The organism is Fredinandcohnia onubensis (genome assembly GCF_002734285.1).
In the GTDB taxonomy this organism is placed as follows: Bacteria; Bacillota; Bacilli; order Bacillales; family Bacillaceae_L; genus Ferdinandcohnia; species Ferdinandcohnia onubensis_A.
Genome location: NZ_NSEA01000009.1, coordinates 37,365 through 53,324, shown reverse-complemented (window position 1 = coordinate 53,324; position 15,960 = coordinate 37,365). Strand labels below are relative to the sequence as shown.

At 38.3% G+C, this 15,960-nt stretch carries 19 protein-coding genes; 8 read left to right on the top strand and 11 right to left on the bottom strand.

The features are described 5' to 3' along the window. Positions 1 to 4 precede the first annotated feature (4 nt). Positions 5 to 385 (bottom strand): hypothetical protein, encoded by a 381-nt coding sequence (locus CKJ95_RS09975; protein WP_099353276.1) that lies wholly within the window; start codon positions 383 to 385, stop codon positions 5 to 7. 85 nt (positions 386 to 470) lie between these two features. Beyond that, entirely contained in the window at positions 471 to 1,298 is an 828-nt protein-coding gene (locus CKJ95_RS09970; protein WP_142353938.1) for a hypothetical protein, read from the bottom strand. A gap of 211 nt (positions 1,299 to 1,509) precedes the next feature. Between CKJ95_RS09970 and uvsE (CKJ95_RS09965) the strand changes: the two genes are divergently transcribed. Together uvsE (CKJ95_RS09965) and uvsE (CKJ95_RS09960) are read left to right on the top strand one after the other, a co-directional pair. Beyond that, positions 1,510 to 2,463, top strand: coding sequence for a UV DNA damage repair endonuclease UvsE (gene uvsE / locus CKJ95_RS09965; RefSeq protein ID WP_099353274.1), 954 nt, complete (start codon positions 1,510 to 1,512; stop codon positions 2,461 to 2,463). Between the two features lie 57 nt (positions 2,464 to 2,520). Beyond that, positions 2,521 to 3,486 (top strand): UV DNA damage repair endonuclease UvsE, encoded by a 966-nt coding sequence (gene uvsE / locus CKJ95_RS09960; protein ID WP_099353273.1) that lies wholly within the window; start codon positions 2,521 to 2,523, stop codon positions 3,484 to 3,486. Between the two features lie 69 nt (positions 3,487 to 3,555). Here the strand turns inward: uvsE (CKJ95_RS09960) and CKJ95_RS09955 are convergent, their stop codons facing one another. After that, positions 3,556 to 3,981 (bottom strand): YugN family protein, encoded by a 426-nt coding sequence (locus tag CKJ95_RS09955; RefSeq protein ID WP_099353272.1) that lies wholly within the window; start codon positions 3,979 to 3,981, stop codon positions 3,556 to 3,558. Positions 3,982 to 4,224: 243 nt separating this feature from the next. Here CKJ95_RS09955 and CKJ95_RS09950 point away from each other — a divergent pair, with 243 nt between their 5' ends. From CKJ95_RS09950 to CKJ95_RS09940, 4 genes are all read left to right on the top strand, one after another. Continuing rightward, a complete protein-coding gene (locus CKJ95_RS09950) occupies positions 4,225 to 4,473 on the top strand; it encodes a transcriptional regulator SplA domain-containing protein (RefSeq protein ID WP_099353271.1) in 249 nt (82 codons plus the stop codon). Next, positions 4,470 to 5,495: a spore photoproduct lyase gene (gene splB, locus CKJ95_RS09945; protein WP_099353270.1), complete on the top strand. Its 1,026-nt coding sequence runs from the start codon at positions 4,470 to 4,472 to the stop codon at positions 5,493 to 5,495. The genes CKJ95_RS09950 and splB overlap by 4 nt, the downstream gene beginning before the upstream one ends. An 89-nt stretch (positions 5,496 to 5,584) precedes the next feature. Then, positions 5,585 to 5,731 carry a hypothetical protein gene (locus tag CKJ95_RS23335; protein WP_165918263.1) on the top strand — a complete coding sequence of 49 codons (147 nt, stop codon included), beginning with the start codon at positions 5,585 to 5,587 and terminating at the stop codon, positions 5,729 to 5,731. Between the two features lie 25 nt (positions 5,732 to 5,756). Beyond that, a complete protein-coding gene (locus tag CKJ95_RS09940) occupies positions 5,757 to 6,122 on the top strand; it encodes a carboxymuconolactone decarboxylase family protein (RefSeq protein WP_099353269.1) in 366 nt (121 codons plus the stop codon). A 101-nt stretch (positions 6,123 to 6,223) separates the two neighbouring features. Here CKJ95_RS09940 and CKJ95_RS09935 read toward each other — a convergent pair whose 3' ends face one another. Further along, complete coding sequence (locus CKJ95_RS09935; RefSeq protein WP_099353268.1) at positions 6,224 to 6,658, bottom strand: DUF892 family protein; 435 nt, start codon at positions 6,656 to 6,658, stop codon at positions 6,224 to 6,226. 139 nt (positions 6,659 to 6,797) lie between these two features. On the opposite strand from CKJ95_RS09935, the gene CKJ95_RS09930 reads away from it, so the two are divergent. After that, on the top strand, positions 6,798 to 7,892 hold the full coding sequence (locus CKJ95_RS09930) for a hypothetical protein (protein ID WP_257215755.1): 1,095 nt from the start codon (positions 6,798 to 6,800) through the stop codon (positions 7,890 to 7,892). Positions 7,893 to 7,898: 6 nt separating this feature from the next. Next, entirely contained in the window at positions 7,899 to 9,110 is a 1,212-nt protein-coding gene (locus CKJ95_RS09925) for an amidohydrolase family protein (RefSeq protein WP_099353267.1), read from the top strand. Between the two features lie 80 nt (positions 9,111 to 9,190). Here the strand turns inward: CKJ95_RS09925 and CKJ95_RS09920 are convergent, their stop codons facing one another. From CKJ95_RS09920 to CKJ95_RS09890, 7 genes are all read right to left on the bottom strand, one after another. Beyond that, positions 9,191 to 10,186 (bottom strand): LLM class flavin-dependent oxidoreductase, encoded by a 996-nt coding sequence (locus CKJ95_RS09920; protein WP_099353266.1) that lies wholly within the window; start codon positions 10,184 to 10,186, stop codon positions 9,191 to 9,193. A gap of 131 nt (positions 10,187 to 10,317) precedes the next feature. After that, a complete protein-coding gene (locus CKJ95_RS09915; RefSeq protein ID WP_099353265.1) occupies positions 10,318 to 10,866 on the bottom strand; it encodes an NADPH-dependent FMN reductase in 549 nt (182 codons plus the stop codon). Positions 10,867 to 11,096: 230 nt separating this feature from the next. Beyond that, positions 11,097 to 12,278 carry a YecA family protein gene (locus CKJ95_RS09910; RefSeq protein WP_099353264.1) on the bottom strand — a complete coding sequence of 394 codons (1,182 nt, stop codon included), beginning with the start codon at positions 12,276 to 12,278 and terminating at the stop codon, positions 11,097 to 11,099. A 233-nt stretch (positions 12,279 to 12,511) separates the two neighbouring features. Then, complete coding sequence (locus CKJ95_RS09905; RefSeq protein ID WP_099353263.1) at positions 12,512 to 12,931, bottom strand: MarR family winged helix-turn-helix transcriptional regulator; 420 nt, start codon at positions 12,929 to 12,931, stop codon at positions 12,512 to 12,514. Between the two features lie 69 nt (positions 12,932 to 13,000). Continuing rightward, entirely contained in the window at positions 13,001 to 13,735 is a 735-nt protein-coding gene (locus tag CKJ95_RS09900) for an SDR family NAD(P)-dependent oxidoreductase (protein WP_099353262.1), read from the bottom strand. Positions 13,736 to 13,749: 14 nt separating this feature from the next. Next, positions 13,750 to 14,499, bottom strand: coding sequence for an SDR family NAD(P)-dependent oxidoreductase (locus tag CKJ95_RS09895; RefSeq protein WP_099353261.1), 750 nt, complete (start codon positions 14,497 to 14,499; stop codon positions 13,750 to 13,752). Positions 14,500 to 14,659: 160 nt separating this feature from the next. After that, positions 14,660 to 15,925, bottom strand: a complete 1,266-nt coding sequence (locus CKJ95_RS09890) for an MFS transporter (RefSeq protein ID WP_099353260.1) — start codon at positions 15,923 to 15,925, stop codon at positions 14,660 to 14,662. Positions 15,926 to 15,960 lie beyond the last annotated feature (35 nt).

The following is a 15,960-nucleotide window of genomic DNA, read 5'->3' as shown; positions in this document are numbered from 1 at the left end:
ATCACTATCTACTTGCGGTATGTCCTAATGCTAGATAGATTAACCCGACACATAAAATAAAAATTTCGTTAGTAGTTCCAATGGCTCCAAAGGTTATAAAAAAGGAAATGGTAAGACCAAAACCAATTACCATACAAAAAACAATGTAAAACTTTCTCCAAGTATTATTTGATAATTTACGTGCACCGATAATAGTTACAAATCCAACGCTAATCAAAAGTGCAGTAATGAGTAGAGGCCCTATTAATGAATATTCAATTTGCGAATTAAGTGCTTTTCCCAAGCTTGTTCCTAGAAGAGAGAAAACCAAAAATCCCAACGCACCTAACAATGTCAGCACTCCAACCAATATGCCAAGAAACTTTGCAACGGAATATTTTTTCAAGTAATCACTCCTCATTCAATCTGAACGAATCTGACTTATTATCGTTATTTGCTATTTTGGTCAAAGGGAATGGGTTCCCTTCCGGTTAATAGATTTCTTTTTCGAAGCTATCTCCGTTACTATATTCGACTTTCATCACTAGTCTGATATTTTCATATTGTTCAACTTGATGGATGTTGAAAAAACGTTCACTAACATCTGGTGAGTTTTCTTTGACCATTTCCAATTCTTCTTCACCGATTAAGGTGTCTCCCTTATATTTTATGAGGGTTGCTTTTTTTACATATACTGATTTTTCATCAACCTGATAATTGATTAACGTAATATCTAATTTTGATTTAAAAATATGAACATCTGTCTGGATAATTCCGTAATAACTCGATCTCAAATCACCTAAAAATTCATTCTGAAGTTCACTGCTTTTAACCATATCATCATAAGAAACCGTTACATAAAATTGAATCTTTTCATTCCCATCGATGGCTTCTTTTTCTGATGCCTCTTCACTGTGATAGGAATCTGAAGTAATCAAGCCGACATGCCATTGCGGTTCCTTATCAAATCTAAAAGGCACTTTTACCTGGAAAAGACCATTTTGCATTTCATTTGCAGGAAGAGCTTGATATTCCTCACTCTCACCAAATGCATAATGAAACACAACCTCTGAATTTTTTTGTAACTCCTTGACCTGCCAATTAAAAATTGCATTCGCTTGACCATTTGTCACTTCATTGTTATCGATCTCCATCGTAACCGTACTAATCCAGCTCTGTTCATTTTTAAATTCTTCTAAAGCACTGTACACTTGAGTTGCCTGGCCATCAATACTAGAGGTAATATCATGTTGAAAGTTAGAAATATTGCTTACCCGTCCCTCAAGCTGATTCACTTTCGATACTAACGTAAAATTCATCACCAAACTCCCCACCAAAGCCACCACTACAAAAATCTTAAAATTCCTATCGATCCCCATCATCCCCCCATAAAAAATAGAAACTTCCGCATAATAACATCATATTCTCCTTACATTAAATATAACAAAATTCTGGGACATAGGGACAGGTTCCTTGTCCCACCGCAAATAAAAAAGGGACTGGGGAGCCCCGTTCCAAAAGAGGGTAAAAATGAAAATTCGTTTTGGTTATGTGGCAAATGCATTAGGTTTGTGGGATTCAAGTCCTTCAAAATCATTAACTTTCACACGGTATGCAGCACTTCCTAAAGATGAACGTATGGAAAAGCTAAAATTTGTGACCGCACAGAATTTACTTCATACAAAGAGGATTCTGCATTATAATATCGCACATGAAATTGAGGTTTACCGGCTTTCAAGCTCACTTGTCCCCTTGGCCACCCACCCTGAGGTCATGTGGGATTTCATCACTCCCTTTAAGAATGAATGGGACGAGCTTGGGCAACTTATCAAACAATTTAATATGAGGGTAAGCTTTCACCCGAATCAGTTCACTCTTTTTACAAGTCCAAGAGACGAAGTCACGACGAACGCTGTAAGCGATATGGATTTTCATTTCAAGATGCTTAAAGCATTGAATGCACTTGACAAAGGAGTCCTTAACATACACATTGGTGGTGCGTATGGAGATAAGGAAACATCATTATCACGTTTTCATCAAAACCTTAAACAACTGCCAAATGAAATAAAGAAACAAATGACACTTGAAAATGATGATAAAACCTATGATGTAGAAGAAACACTGCTTACTTGTGAAAAAGAAAAAATTCCAATGGTTCTCGATTACCATCACTATATGGCAAATAAGGGAGACGTTGACCTCCCTCTTTATTTGGAACGCATTTTCAATACTTGGAACGATAGGCCTACTGTACCAAAGGTGCATATTTCATCACCCAAATCAGATAATGCCTACCGTTCACATGCTGATTTTGTGTCACTAGATTTTATTATGCCTTTTTTAAAAATGGCTAAGGAGTTTGATGAAGACTTCGATATCATGATTGAAGCAAAGCAAAAAAACCTTGCCATGCACAAACTCGTTGAAGAAATATCGAAAATCAGAGGTGTAAAGCGAACATCTAGCTCAACAGTGGAGTGGTAGGGACAAAGGTCCCTTGTCTCACTAGTAATCGTTAATAAATATCTGAGGTGAATGATGATGACAAAGGTACGTCTCGGTTACGTGGCAATGAGTACGGAACTTAAAAATGCTTCCCCTTCTAAAACAATGACATTTACCCAATTTCAAAAAATAGAGGACCGAGAGGCAGCGATTCGTAAATTGGAGCGGATCGCCCTTTCCAATTTACATAATACACTTAGACTACTAAAGCATAATGCGGCATCTGACATTCACTTTTACCGCCTTACTTCTCGACTCATTCCTTTAGCCAATCATGAAGAGCTCCTTGATTGGAATTATATGAAACCATTAAAGGCAAGCCTTCGTGAAATTGGAGATTTTGTGAAGGAACATGATATCCGGGTGGATTTTCATCCAGATCACTTTGTATTGATCAATTCTCCTCAGGTGGACATTCTTAAAAACTCAGTGCGCACCCTAAAGCTTCACTATCTTCTTTTAAGAGCTATGAGGCTAGATCCCACTCACCGCTGTGTCATGCATGTTGGTGGCAACTATAAAGAAACGGATGTTTCACTAGAACGATTTGTTACCAATTGGATGGATGTCCCGGCAAAAATTCAAAAGATGATCATGCTTGAAAATGATGATACATCGTTTACCCTAGAAGATACCCTGTACTTATGTGAAAAACTAAATATTCCGCTTGTATTTGATTATCATCATCATCTCGCCCACCATGAGAATCCTAATTGGGCAATGCATTGGGAACGAGTTGTGCAAACGTGGAAACTTTCACCACTCCCAATCAAAATGCACATTTCAAGTCCAAAAAGCAATGAAGCCTTTCGTCATCATTCAGACTTCGTAGATATCGAAATGTTTTTTACATTTTTAAAAGAAGTCAAAGGCAGTGTTCCGCAAATCGACTGCATGATCGAAGCAAAGAAAAAAGACGCTGCACTTTTTCAACTAATGGAAAAAATCAAATCGAGGGATGATGTTGAAATAATTGACGGCTCTTCCTTTTATTTAAAATAAGTGGGTCACAGGGTCAGGTCCATTGTCCAAAAATAAAAAACGGGACAGGTTACCTGTCCCTCCGTCCCATTAGGATACTAAGTCTCTCATGGAATTGTATATGCGATCTACTACTTCTACACCAGCTTGTTCCCATCTGCTTTTATCGGATATACGCCCATCCTTATCCAGTGGCTCTTGGAATTGGTCAAGTCCAGTCGTTGCAGTGACAAATGAGTTTTCGTCATGGTCGAGACCAAAATTCACAATATGCTTTATGACATATGGGGTACCGAATTGAATTTGTGCACTCGAATGATCAAGCATTCCTTCTACAACAAAAAAAGGAACTCGTAAATAAATGGTTTCTCCATTTTCACGCGATAATACAGCATCGAACTTTCCTTGATCATATTCAAAGTTACTACAAAAACTGCATCCATGGGAATCAAATATATCTCGGACTGCGCCAAAGTTTGCTTTTTTCCCATCGATTACTGAATTTAATGCAATCACAATTTTTCACCTCTACTAATCATAGTTACTATTGGTAGTATTTTCAAAATGGTAAAGGAACATACATGGTTGCATGAACCTCATCTTTTTCCATAATCCAACAGACATAACTTAGGTAATGAATAGCAAAAATGAGTAAAAAGGATTTAATCTTTTTTATTGGGACACAGGCACAAGTTCGTTGTCCCAGCTAAAAACAAATTTTGGGACGAAGGACCTCTGTCCCACTGTAAAGGTGATGTCATGGAACAAATGTATCAGGCTGGAGATGTTGTTTATGTATTTTATCGAAATCCCCACACTCAAGATGTAGCTAATATCCAAGCGGCAGCCGTAGTGAATCACCCTGAGAGACCAAATGAGTTAGCCCTGTTTCTGTATGAAACGTATTATCCATTATCAAATGAGGTTGCTGTTTATTCCACAGAAGAAGAAGCAAACCAAGCCTATCAGTATTACTATGGGGATGTTTCGGAAGGGACATTCGAATGAAGCCATTTAATCCAAAGCTCATTTATTTTGAACCGAAAGCATTAGATTACCCGTTAGGAAAACAGCTTCTTGAAAAATTTGAAAAGATGGATGTTGAGATTCGATATACCACATCACACAATCAGGTAAGAAACTTACCAGGTGATAACGACTTCCAAAAATACCGAGTTGCTAAATCAACTCTTGTAGTGGGGATAAGAAAAACACTTAAATTTGACACCTCAAAGCCTTCTGCAGAATATGCGATTCCCTTCGCAACTGGCTGTATGGGTCATTGTCATTATTGTTATCTGCAAACAACGATGGGATCGAAGCCATATATTCGTACATATGTAAATGTTGACGAAATTCTAGAGGCAGCTGATCAATATATGGCGGAGCGTGCACCTGAAATAACGAGGTTTGAAGCATCTTGTACATCGGACATTGTAGGGATTGATCATTTAACACATACTCTAAAAAGAGCGATTGAACATTTTGGTGAATCAGAATACGGTAAATTACGGTTTGTGACAAAGTTTCATCACGTCGATCATTTATTAGATGCCAAACACAACGGCAAAACCAGGTTCCGCTTTAGTATGAATGCTGATTATATTGTAAAGAACTTTGAACCTGGAACATCCCCATTAGAAAAAAGAATCGAGGCTGCTGGTAAAGTTGCGAGGGCCGGTTATCCTCTTGGGTTTATTATAGCTCCCATCTACCTCCATGAAGGATGGGAAGATGGATACTATAAGATGTTCGAACGATTAGAGGCCGAATTGCCACCAGAAGCCAAAAAGGACTTAACTTTTGAGTTTATTCAACACCGATTTACCAAGCCAGCAAAAAGGGTCATCGAAAAAAATTACCCAATGACTAAATTGGAACTAGATGAAGAAAAAAGAAGGTATAAGTGGGGTAAATACGGGATCGGAAAATACATCTATCAGAAGGATGAAGAAGAGGATATCAAAAAACACCTCTATTCATATATGGAAAAATTTTTCCCTAACGCAAAACTAGAATACTTCACATAAATCAAGGTAACAATACCGTTGGACAAGGTATCCTTGTCAGGGACACAGGGACAGGTCCCTCGTCCCAAAAAAATGCAGAGGTGAAAATGATGGCAAAGCAAAAAGGAAATAACAACGCGAAACAACAAAGAAATAATGATGTTGGTTCAGGATCAAGATACCATGAAAAACATGCAAGCCATGTTCCAGATTATGGTGCTAATAGCATGGATCCAAATGCAAAGGGATACAAATAAGCTTTAGAAAAGAGGAATCAATATTATGGATATTGAAGCTAGAAATTCAACGGAGGCTGCCCTCCTTGATTATAAGACTGGTTTAGGTACCTTCACAAAAAAAATGCCAAAGCTTGCTGAGTTATATAATGCTTTTACAGAAGAATGCTTTAAAGAGGGCGTTTTATCTCAAAAACAAAAACAACTTATTGCTTTAGGAATAAGTCTGTATTCACAAGATGAATATTGTATCATCTACCATACAAAAGGCTGTTTAGATCAAGGTTGTTCTGAAGAGGAAATACTCGAAGCTGTCGGTGTAACTGCGGCGTTTGGTGGAGGAGCAGCCATGAGTCAAGCCGTTACACTTGTTCAGGAGAGTATTGAAGAATTGAACCAATTGAAACAGTAAAACCTTTTTAACCCAAAGACAGTCTCCTACAAGGCTGTCTTTTTGGCGTTAAAAAACACACTCTTAAGTGTTAATGAGTGTGTCGTACTTTAATCTATGGTTCATCTATTAAGTAAGATTTTAATCTCTTCTGCATGTCTGCGACTTGTATCGATGACCTCTTCAGCTATTTTCCTGCTTTCTGCATCAAGATCTCCCTTAACAAGCTCTTCTGAATACTCAACACCATATTTATCTAGCCCTTTTATGGCATCTTTCATAATCCCCTCTGGATCGTTGGAAAGCATCATTTTGTGCATGGAACTGTGGATTCTTCCGGATAAACCCTCGTTATCCGCAGGCACTCCATTTAAATTCTGAATCCTTTCAGCGATTATTTGAGCATTTTGCTTGGTCTCTTGCTGCATCGCTTGGAACCTCTGCTTTAACGCTGGATCGTCAAGATTTTGAATATGATGTTCAAAGGCACGAATTCCCATATAACATCCTCTTAATAAAGTGTTTAGTTCCTCAATCACGATTTCGTTATTGTTCATATTCTCACACTTTTCCTTTTTCCCTTATTATGAGGGAATTAAAAGATATTATGCATGTAAAAGACCCAGTCAAACAGGCACCTATCCTTATTTTAGACATAAATTGAATAATGATAAATATATGTCTGGAGGACTCAATATGGAGAAGAACAAAGAACCACAATCCATGCCAAAAACAGCAAGAGCAAATTGGCATATGTGGGAAATCATCGGGGTTATTTTAGTTTTTGGTTTACTGCTTCTTTTATTACTTTCTCCTAATTCTATGTCTACGCTTTTTGATACCATCATTCAAGAAGTAAAACCAGTTGTTGTAGATATTTTCCTCACAAGTGAAATTGGCATTGCTATTATTGTAAGCGTTATCGTTGGTAGGATACTAGAACGATTAGGGTTTACAGACGGATTGATTCGGATTTTTGTCCCCATTATGAAGTGGTTTAAAATCAATCCTTCAGTCATCATCCCAAGTGTGTACAATATTCTTGGAGATATAAATGCAGCTGGAAAAATTTCCGGACCGATTTTAGTAAAGGCAAATGCGACAAAGGCTGAACAAAAAATTGCCGTTGCGACAATGATTCAGTCCCCCCAATCCTTTGCTACCTTTGTACTTGGACTGATTGCTCTTTCCGTTTTTGGAATAAATGCTTTTCCATTAGTAATATTATCTATTTTCGTTCCAATTGTGATTGTTCCACTCGTACTATCAAGAACGATTTACCGAGACACAAAAAAAGTAGAACTTACCGAATTACCTCGTTTTACGCCCAACACACGGTTTTTAAACACGGTTTTTGCATCAGCTAAAGAAGGAGCAGAACTACTCTTTCTTATTATCATCCCTGCGGTAGCTGCTGTATTCTTTTTCATCGGCGCATTAAAATTTGCGGGTATCTGGAGCTTAATTGAATCAGGTCTTTCTTCTAGTCTAACGTTTCTTAGTATCGAACCTGCTACTGGAATCGTTTCGGTACTTGCTGCACCAACATTGGCAGTTGCACAACTTGCAGACCTTGCTACAACCATTGATCCTCGATTAATTGTTGGTTCATTTGTTCTTGCTAATTCAGGTTTGCCGTTATCTGTCATTTTTGGCCAAGTGCCTGTCACTTGGGCTGAAACCTCAGACCTTACAGAAAGAGAAGTACTTGGAGCTGCGGTAATTGGACTGATTATCCGCATTGCCACAGCCTGTGTGCTCGGCTACTGGCTAACTCCATTTTTGGTGTGATGGTAGATGAAATATATTATTCGCGGAAAAAAACTCATTACAGTTTCGGAAGCGGGAACGATTGAAATCGGTGGAATGTTGGTCGAAAACGGATTAATTAAAGTAGTAGGTACGTGGAATGATTTACAAACTCAATACCCTGATGTTGAGGTGGTTGATTGTTCAAAGCATGTGATTACACCATCACTTGTTGACTGTCATACCCATTTACTTGAGTTTGCGCCTACTTCACTTTATCCGGTAACTCCTGAGACCCATTTTATTGCCGGGAAAGGGATTCTTTTTAAGGCTTTATCCTCTGGAATTACGGCATTAGGTGAGCAAATATGTGGTCATCCCCTATGTGATTTTTCGATAATTGATTATCGTGAAGCAGTGGCTGGTTTTCCAATGGATATCTCGTTTGCAACGACAAGCATCTCCATTGGCTTTGAGAAACTTGCTCACTTCACATCGATTACCGAATCAACGGCTGTTACACATGATGACTTAACTTCATCTACTCTGGTAAAAAAAATTGCCGAAAACAGTGATTATCCTGGTGAAAATATATTTATCAATGCCACCCCAGCTAATTTTACGGAAGATGTGGTACCAAGAGCAGGCGAAATCATTTATACCCGCCGTCAACTGCAGAAACTTGTCTCTATTTTTCATGAAATGGGTAAGAAAATTGGTTGCCATGTTGCGGGTAAAGAAGGAATTGAGCTGACCCTTAAAGCTGGGTTTGATGTCTTGCACCATGCCCACGGGATTACGGATGAGCAGATTAATCAAGTGGCTGACAAAGGAATACAGATTGTCGCTACTCCAATGGGCGGAACACATCTACCACCCAACTCTCCTGAGGAAATTAAGAAGTTGGTACAGAAACAGATTCCTGTTTCTATTTCAACAGATGCATACTTGCCACCTTATTCTGGAGTTCCATGGCTGCCGTTTCAGGACCGCTCTTTAAAAGGGCCCGATTCTTTGATGCTAATTGCCGAGCAAGCGATGAAATTGTTAAAGGATTGCTACAATGAGAACGACATTCTTGCATTATTAACCGCAAACCCAGCTAGAATTCTAGGGAAAGAAAAACAATTTGGAAAGTTAAAACCAGGACTTGAAGCCAATTTCCTAGTCGCTGAGGGCATACCAGGTTTGGAAATTACAGATGTAGAACAAATTAAAAAAGTCTTTTATAAAGGAATCAAAGTAATTGAACGAGATTAATTAAGACGCAAAATGGTGGGACGCAGGGACAGGTCCCTTGTCCCTGTAAATATTGGGTGGAACGAGGGCCTTTTGTCTAATTACAATAATTCCTTAGCCAGTAATCTGTATACATTCAGTCGTTTTTCTTGTGAATGAGGGATGCTACAAATCATTGCTTCGTCAAAGCCATATTCCTGCTGCTCTTGACGAAGTTTTTCAGCAATTGCTTTAGCTGATCCAACTAAGTGAAGTTTTTTGCGATTTTCTTGTATCGACATCCGTTCTACTTCAGTTAACGGATAGTCTTGTGCTTCCTCTGGAGTTAACACCTGTCCAAGCTTACCTCTCATCAGCCATAGACGCGCAATGTCATGTGGCAATGCTTCAAACTCGGCTTCCTCCTCTGATTCAGCAACGGTCACCATATAGGAAACTGTAATCTCTGGCTTTTCCATAAAGACAGTTGGCTTAAATTCATCTTTATATAAGTCTAGAATATCCTTAGTCATTTCCCCACTAAAAAACTGTGCAAAGGAATAACCAACACCCATCCTTCCTGCCATGACAGCACTGTTTCCAGTTGAACCTAATAACCATGCTTCAGGCAGAACAACTTGAGAAGGGGTTGCGATTGTATTTTTATAGAGCGGATGGTCAGGAACTTCATCTTTAATCAACCGTAATGCAAGGTCGAGTTTTTCATACATATTATTTACCATTGGTTGGCGACCCTCAGATAATGCATAGATTGCGTATTGGTCCCCACCTGGTGCACGCCCAACTCCAAAATCAATTCTTCCTGGAGAATATGAACTTAGTGTTTTGAACACTTCGGCAAGCTTTAGTGGTGAGTAATGCATCATCATGACTCCACCCGTTCCAATTCGGATCTTCTTTGTTTTTGCCGCAAGATATGCAACTGAAATCTCTGGGGCCGAACTCGCATATGAGCCGGTTCCGTGATGCTCAGCCATCCACATCCGATGATATCCTAATTCGTCGGCCAGGATTGCAAGCTCCTCGGCTTTTTTCAATGCATCTGCAGGAGAATTGCCTTTTGTAATCGGGGCTTGGTCAAGAACACTTAATCTCATTTTCTGAATTCTCCTTTCTATGTTGTGGTAACACGTATCCCTGTCTTATTAGGAAAAAAATGGTGGGACGAGGGACCTGTCCCTAAAAATAAAGTGCCAGCATCCTTAATGGGGCTAGCACTTCTTGTGTTTTAGTTTCTTTTTGCGAAATCGATAAATGCTTCAACTTTGCTATCTAAGAAGCTTAGTGTTGTTTCATCAACGAATTGTCCAGTTTGTTCATCAACTTTTTGATGGACAGTGTTTATTAGGATCTCGTTAGCTCCTGGAGGTAGAATATTTGCTTGGATACCTGGCGCTACTAAAATATCACGCAAATGTAATTGGGCACGAATCGTTCCCATCATCCCTGGAGTAGCTCCAAGTGTCATGACAGGTTTGCCAATGAATACTTGCTCCACGCGTGAAGTCCAATCTAAGGCATTTTTTAATACACCAGGAACCGACCAGTTGTACTCAGGTGAAATAATAATAACACCGTCAGCATTAGCAATGGCTGCTTTAAAATCCTTTACAACCTGTGGCGGATCTAATTCATCATCTTGATTAAAATGAGGTAAAGCACCGATGTCCGGTATTTGCATGTTCAATTTATCCTTATATCTTTCTTGCATGGTTTTAGCGACTTGCATATTAAATGAATTTTTTCTTAAGCTTCCTACTAGTGTTACGATGTTCATTCCTTTTACCTCCCAAGAATTAAAAACATTAACACTTTCACATTATAGTAATTTGTTCCATTTTTCAAACACATTGCTCTACAAGCATTAAACCAGACAAAAGCCATCCATTACAATCTAAAAACACCAGCCCTTCCCCCTTATCTTAGGGTAAGTGACTGGTGTTTTTGGGACACAGGGACAGGTCCCGTGTCCCAAGAAAAATATAGTAGAAAATAAATTAATGTTCCTTATCTACCACAGCATTTTTTAAATTTTTTTCCGCTTCCGCAAGGACATGGAGCATTTCTTCCTACTTTAATAGTAGTATTATTTACAGGATTCTCCGTTAAATTTCTCAGCTCAATTGATGTATGTCCTTTTAAAAACCATTCTTTTGTGTTATTCATCAAATTAACGACTTTATCTACAAGAGCTTGAAGTGATTCTTCACTATCGAATACAAGAACACCACTCATATATTGTAAAATATCATTAAGACTCTGACCTATCCTAGTTGCGTATACACATTCTTCAACAATGCTGTCCGCATCTAGTTTTTGAGTATCAAAGTTTTGATTAATAAAGTTGACTAACTGTATATAACTCAGATTTCGATCAACAAAACTGGGTTCACCAGCTTCAAGTAGCTGTTCTTTTGTAAATGGATAAAATGGTACATCTTTTCTTGCCTGATGTTCGTATTTCACCCTTTTTGGATCAAACACTCTCCGGTTCGAATATCCCACATCATCACTAACTATTCCTTTTTTATAAGAATCAGAGTCATGAAGAACTTGAATATAATCATGAAGTCTCAAAGGTTCTTTTATATAGTTTTCTATCATTTGGCCCAATTCTGTAGCAGTTAAAGTACCATAATAATACAAGAGACCGTGGGTAAGCTTGATCCACTCTGTATTTCGCTTAATAATCCCTCTAAAATGTAGATCTCTTTCTAAGGTTAAGATTTCTTCAATCAGTTCATCTGGAACGGCTATTACCCTTTTTCCATTTATACTTCCAGTAAAAAGCATACCTGTTTTCCGGAAGTACATAATCTGGTCACTTTCCAATTCAGGTGCTTGTAGGTAGCCACCATTACGAGCTATTTTAACGAGTAAGGAAAAACGTTCAAGATCCCATTGACTGCAAACATTTTTCAAAAGCCCTGGTATTTCTTGTTGGAATAATGCAATGAGGTCCGCCTTCTTTAAACTGCTAGCATTCTTTATTTCTAAGTACCTTCTAATGTCATCTAACTCGTATTTCGCGTATGAACTCAATGCCTCATCTAAACGAAAAGGAACCTTTATTTCGCTCCAATATTTCTGTTCTCGTTTTTCTTCTTGCTTCTTAGTATCCTGTCTTGCTCTTTCGAGAGCTTGTCTTAGCATGTTATCTAGTTGTTTATTACTATTTACTTCTTTCATTCTAAAACCTCCACAATCTATTACATTATACAAAGAATAAAACACTTTGACAAAAAAGGGGCCCAACTCCCTAAAAAACACACGCAAAAAAACACCAGCCACTATCCTTTATAAGGATTCGTTTCTGGTGTTGGTAGGACCCATGGCGTGGGTCTCGGGCGTGGGTCGCAGGGACAGGTCCCGTGTCCCAGGAAAAATATGGTGGGACGAGGGACCTGTCCCTCTGACCCAATTCATAGAAATTTAGTTAGTTTTTCGTATATGGAACGTAATTGTTGTATTTCTTCTTCGGTTAGCTTTTCGAATAGCTTTTTACGAAGTATCTTTCCTTCTTCATTCGCTTTAGTAACCATTGCAGTTCCTTCATCTGTGATTTCTAAATAAACAACCCTTCGATTAGACTCGTCTATTTTTCGAATAGCAAGATTTCTTTTTACAAGTTTGTTTGATAGATGAGTTAATGTAGGAGGAGTAAGTCCCAATGCTTTCGCAATGTCAGAAAGACGGCTTCTTCCCTGGACCTTCAAGTGTCCTAACACAAGAATCTGGGAGACACCAAGATCTTCATCAAAGAACTTATTCCACTGGATAATTAAATTATTCGTTACTTTATCCATGTTATGTAGGATTTCAAATATGTTCTGTTCTTTCATAAAGTTTCTTCCTCGCCTTCAAAAGATAAGAGCCCCTAAATACCTTAAGGGCTCTTTTTAGCATACACATTATTGAGCAGAGAATCCACCATCAATCACTATTTCAGCACCAGTAATATAAGATGATTCATCAGACGCAAGGAATAATGCTGTATTCGCAATATCACTTGGTTTTCCTAGACGTTGCAATGGAGTTGCTTGGATTAACCGACCAAGAAGTTCCTTTGATGTGCTTAAGGCTTGAGTCATTGGTGTTTCAATAATCCCTGGGAACAAGGCATTTACACGAACGCCATTGCGACCAAAGGTTGTGGCTGCAGCTTTCGATATTGCACGAACAGCCCCCTTGGAAGCAGAATAATGGTTAAAGCCTTGTCCAATTTGTGCTGTGTAAGAGGAAATGTTAATAATAGATCCTGAGTTATTAGCAGCCATATATGGAGCAACATGTTTCATACCAGCGAAAGGACCGAAGCCGTTAATCGAAAGCATTTTCTGCCAATCATCTAGATTAATATCCTGATAGGGCTTTTCAGATGAAATCCCCGCGTTATTGACTAGAATATCAATTTTACCAAAACGATCATTTACTTCCTTTGCTAACACTTCCCAGTCCTCATCAGAAGCAACATTTAGTTTCATTCCATATACATTCTCAAGTTGACTTATCTTTTCAAGTGCTGCTTCATTGATATCAGCAGCAATCACAATAGCACCTTCTTGGCTGAATAACTTCACCATTCCTTCACCAATTCCGGATGCTCCACCCGTAATAATTGCAACCTTATTATCTAATCTTCCCATTATACATACACTCCCTAACGTAATTTTACTGAACCGCCATCAACCATGAACGTTTGTCCAGTTATATAATCTGAGTCACTACTCGCTAGAAATACTGCTACACGGCCGATATCTTGTTCTGGATCACCAAGTCTACGCAACGGAATTTTGTTTACCATTGCCTCATACATGTCTGGTGCATTTTCACGCCATTGCTGTACACCATCTGTTAATGCGATTGGTGAAATCAAATTGACATTAATTCCTTCTGGTCCCCATTCATTCGCTGCAACACGAGAAATTGCACGAATTGCTTCCTTTGCAGCCGCATAAGAAGTTTGTGTCACTTGTCCATCTATTCCAGCACCCGATGCAAAGTTAATTACTTTTCCTTTTGTTTTCTTTAATTCCAAATATGCTGCTTGCATAAAGTGGAAGGTTGGATAAAAGCCAGTACCAAAAGATAAATCTAACATCTCCTGTGTTGTTTCATGTAAAAGAGCCTGTCTTGATGCATGCGCATTGTTTACAAGAATGTCTAGTTTACCAAACTTTTTCACCACTTCATCTACAATTTCATAGACATTTTCTTTGATCGAGATATCTTTGATGAAAAGTAAACCTTCTGTATATTGATTAATTTCGGCAAGGGTATCTTTCCCTTTTTCTTCATTCACATCAACAATAGCTATATGAGCACCTTCTTTTGCCATTGCAAGAGCCATTCCTCTACCAATACCTGAAGCACTTCCAGTAATAATTCCAACCTTGCCTTGTAATTTCATTCAATTAACCCCTTTTCGCTTTATACTTAGACATCTAAATATTCGACATCTAAATAATATCAAATTCGAAGACTACCTGCAAATATTTAAAAACGTCAAAATTGTGATTTGATGAAAAAACACTAGTAATTGAATTTTTCACATTACTAGTGCTTAAGTTTCAGTTCCACAAACCATCTTGTTCCATTTTCTTTTTGCTCCTAAAGGCAATGACCACACTTATAATATTGATAACTAACATAAAAATAATTGCATATAACACCGGGGTGTAGCTTCCCATGTAATCAAAAACGTATCCGTAAGCAGGTAAAGCAATAATAGATGCCACAGCTAATCCGAGAGATGCTGTTGAATAAATTTGACTATATTCTTTATTACCAAATAAGCTAGATGTAAGTGCTGGCCCCAATGTTCCAATTGATGAAGATATAAAGCCAAACAATATAACAGCCACTGATATAATTGCGGTGCTAGTTCCTGAGAATAATAGTAGCAAAATTGCAATCATCCCCGCCCCCATTGCAAGGATAGCTGTAATTTTTGATCCGATTCTGTCTGTTAGAAACCCGATAATTAATGATCCAAAAAGGACTCCAATCATATACGTCCCCATCACATTGCCTGCAAAAGTTACATCAAATCCTTTATTCATTAAATATGTCGGAATATGCATTGAAAAGCTCGCAATGGAGGTAACTAAAAGGAAAAAGACCATTAATGCATAGAAGGCAATTGATTTTCTCGCTACCTTCATTTCTACACCTTTTTCACTTGTTTCATTTTCAATTCCTTGACCGTTCTGTTTTGTCTCACCCATTCCATAAGGAATCAAGCCTTTGTCTTGAGGTGATTTTTTTATTAACAACATAATGGTTGGAACCACAATTATGATAACTGTAATCCCGACAATGATATAAGAAGCTCCCCACCCACGGTCCGCTATTAAACCACCGACTACTGGCTGCGCTACTGCCCCAAGAATTCCACCTGCTGCACTCAATATTCCAAGCGCAAGACCATTGCTTTTTTTAAACCACTGATTGATCAATACCGGGCCAGCAATAACGGTTATAAAGACTCCACCTACTGCTAGTGGAATAGCAAATAGATACCATCCCCAGACTGATTTCATTAAGCCAAACATGGCAAAAGTTCCTGCTTGCAAAATAATGGCTACTATTAAGAGAATCCGAGTATCATATTTTGCCATCATTTTACCGCCAATTGGTAAGAAAATCATAGTCACAACAGCAGAAACACTAAAATAGAGTGTTAAACTCCCCAATCCAATTCCAAGATCTTTTGTGATAGGGGTCAAAAATAAACCTGCAGAGTTATTTAACCCACCTTTACCAAGGCCAACTATGATACATAAAGCCACTAATATCCACCATGCATAGTGGATTTGTTTTTTATTTTCTCCCATGAACTCCCAAACTCCCCTTATTTCAACTTTCATAC